The organism is Mycobacterium sp. (genome assembly GCF_035653355.1).
GTDB lineage: Bacteria > Actinomycetota > Actinomycetes > Mycobacteriales > Mycobacteriaceae > Mycobacterium.
This window is the reverse complement of record NZ_DASRBZ010000382.1, coordinates 1-2329: the sequence shown is the minus strand read 5'-3', so window position 1 is coordinate 2329 and position 2329 is coordinate 1. Positions and strand designations below refer to the sequence as shown.

2 protein-coding genes are annotated in these 2329 nt (G+C 64.1%); both read right to left on the bottom strand.

Annotated features, from left to right (window positions below; genetic code table 11):
• The coding region (locus tag VFA16_RS13275; RefSeq protein ID WP_324968262.1) for an AMP-binding protein at positions 1 to 1310 on the bottom strand (1310 nt) is incomplete at its 3' end.
• 138 nt (positions 1311 to 1448) lie between these two features.
• Positions 1449 to 2189 (bottom strand): GntR family transcriptional regulator, encoded by a 741-nt coding sequence (locus tag VFA16_RS13270; RefSeq protein WP_324968261.1) that lies wholly within the window; start codon positions 2187 to 2189, stop codon positions 1449 to 1451.
• Positions 2190 to 2329: the final 140 nt, after the last annotated feature.

Here is a 2329-nt window from a genome sequence, read left to right as displayed (position 1 = left end):
TTGCGGATGATGACGTCCTTGGCGCGGCCGGTGACGACAAGGTACTCGTTGTCAACCCAGCAGCCCAGATCACCGGTGCGGTAGTAGCCGTCGGCGTCGAACGAATCCGTCTCGTCTTCGGAATGCAGGTACCCGACCAGCATCTGCGGTCCGCGGGCAAGGATTTCGCCGCCGAGGGGCGCGGCTTCGTGGGCCACGAGCTTGACGCCGGCCAAACCTGGGCGGCCGTCGGTGTCGGCGGCGTGGTCGACATCGCCCAGCGACCCCACCGTCGTGATCGGTACTTCCGTCGAGCCGTAAACCCGGGTAACGAGAGCGCGCTCGAAATAGCCTGCAGCCTGGCGGATCAGGGAAGGCGACACCGACGCTCCGCCGCAGATGAATAGCTTCAGGTCAGGTAGCCGAGTGCCGGCGCGCTGCGCGGCGGTGAGCATCTGCTTCAAAAATGGGGTCGCGCCGGCGATGTGCGTGCAGCGCTCGGATTGGATCAGCCGCACCGCGTTGTCGGCGTTCCAGCGATCCATCAGCACCGCCGTCGTGCCAAGAAGCAGCGGACATTCGAAAGCGTAAATGGAGCCGCCGATGTGGGCGATCGGCGACGGCACCAGGAATCGGTCGCCCCACTCGACCAACCAGTGGTCTCGGATCTGGCAAATCAGTGCATGTATCGAGTTATGGCTGTGGAGAACACCTTTCGGGCGACCAGAGGTCCCTGACGTATAAAGGATCATTCTCACCGCATCGGGGTCCAGCACCGGCAACTCGGCTGTGGGAGACGGTGTGTCGAGCAGCGAGGTAAACGGCGTGTGCCGGCCCGGCTCGCCGCGAACGACGACGACTTCCGGATGCGACGCCAGCTGCGCACTCACCCGAGTCAGCATTGACGCGAAGTCGTACCCACCGAACTGGGCTGGCACGAAAACCATGTGGGCACCGACATCCTCGAGCATGAAACGCAGCTCGTGGTCACGCAGCGACGGAAGAATGGGATTGACCACCATTCCCGCCAACGTCGCCGCCAGATAGATGACGGTGGCCTCATGCCAGTTCGGCAGCATCAACGACACCACGCTGCCCACCGGGATCCGAGCCGACAACGCCTGCGCCAAAGTCGTCGCCTGCTGGCAGAGCGTCTGGCAATCCAGACGCACGTCACCGTCGACCACCAGCACCCGCTGCGGGGAATATTGCGCCGCCTCGTGCAGCGCGTCGGCCAGTGTGTGACGCACCCACACGCCACGCGAATACGCGTCGGTTGCGCGTTCGTCGTCCCAACGAATCGACCGTCCGCCGATTACCCGTCTAGCCACGTCCCACCGCGGTCGTTCAGATCTATTCGTCGAGTGTGCGGTTTTGTACGCCCGCGCCGGCGAGTCGCGTACGAAACCGCACACTCGAGGCGATTTTCATCTCCGCACACGTCTAACATCGTTGGCCGTCGGCTCACCCTAACCCCGCACGCGTCGCATCGTCATCGCATGACGAAAGCGCGATCCGGGATGGGTGTTGATCGTCACCTGGGCGACCTCTCGATCGGAGGTCGTGTATTTTCGATGAATTTCCAGCGCCGGTGTTCCCACCTCCACCTTGAGCGCCGTCGCGAGTTCCGGTCCGATCGACACGGCGGCGATCTCCTGGTGCACCTCCACGATGCTCAACCCGAACAGGTCCTCGATCAACGGGAAAATCGGCCCGGTGTGACGTTGCAGCAGTCTGCCCACCGCGGCGAACGCCCGGTTGATGTAGTACTCCGTGCGGCACAGTGGAGTTTCCACACCGTCGGTCTGCCGAAAGCCTTGGACGCTCAGCCATTCTTCGCCGCGGGCAAGCCCGGTCCGCTCCGCCAGGTCCTCGTCGATGGTCACCATCTTCACCGATTCGATCGCAAAACGGGCGCCGGTGGCGAAGGCCAGCAGGTCGTTGATCGACACGACGTCCTGCACATAGGAGTCGGCAGAAGCGCGAGGCACCACGAGCGTGCCGGTTCGCGGTCGTGACGACACCAGGTTGTCGTCACGCAGCCGTCGCAGCGCCTCCCTCACTGTGTAGCGGCTGACCGAAAACCGCTGAGACAGCTCATGTTCGGTGGGAAGTTGCGATCCGACCGGGTATACACCGTCCACGATCTCTTTCCGCAGCGTTCGCGCCACCTGCAGATAACGGTGGTCGGCCGGTCGAGTATCAGGCATGACGATCGCCTTCCCGCCGAAGCGCAAGCACACTGCCCTCGCCGTCGGCCGACACGTACAGCGTGCCGTTCGGCCCGGCCGCGATGCCGGCGAACGGCCCTTGCGGCCCGGAGAACGGCGGCATGCCGCGCAGCGGCTTG

What these genes read in the sequence shown, in the direction of transcription:
- VFA16_RS13270 (WP_324968261.1), bottom strand. Translation starts at nt 2,189, where the DNA reads ATGCCTGATACTCGACCGGCCGACCACCGTTATCTGCAGGTGGCGCGA.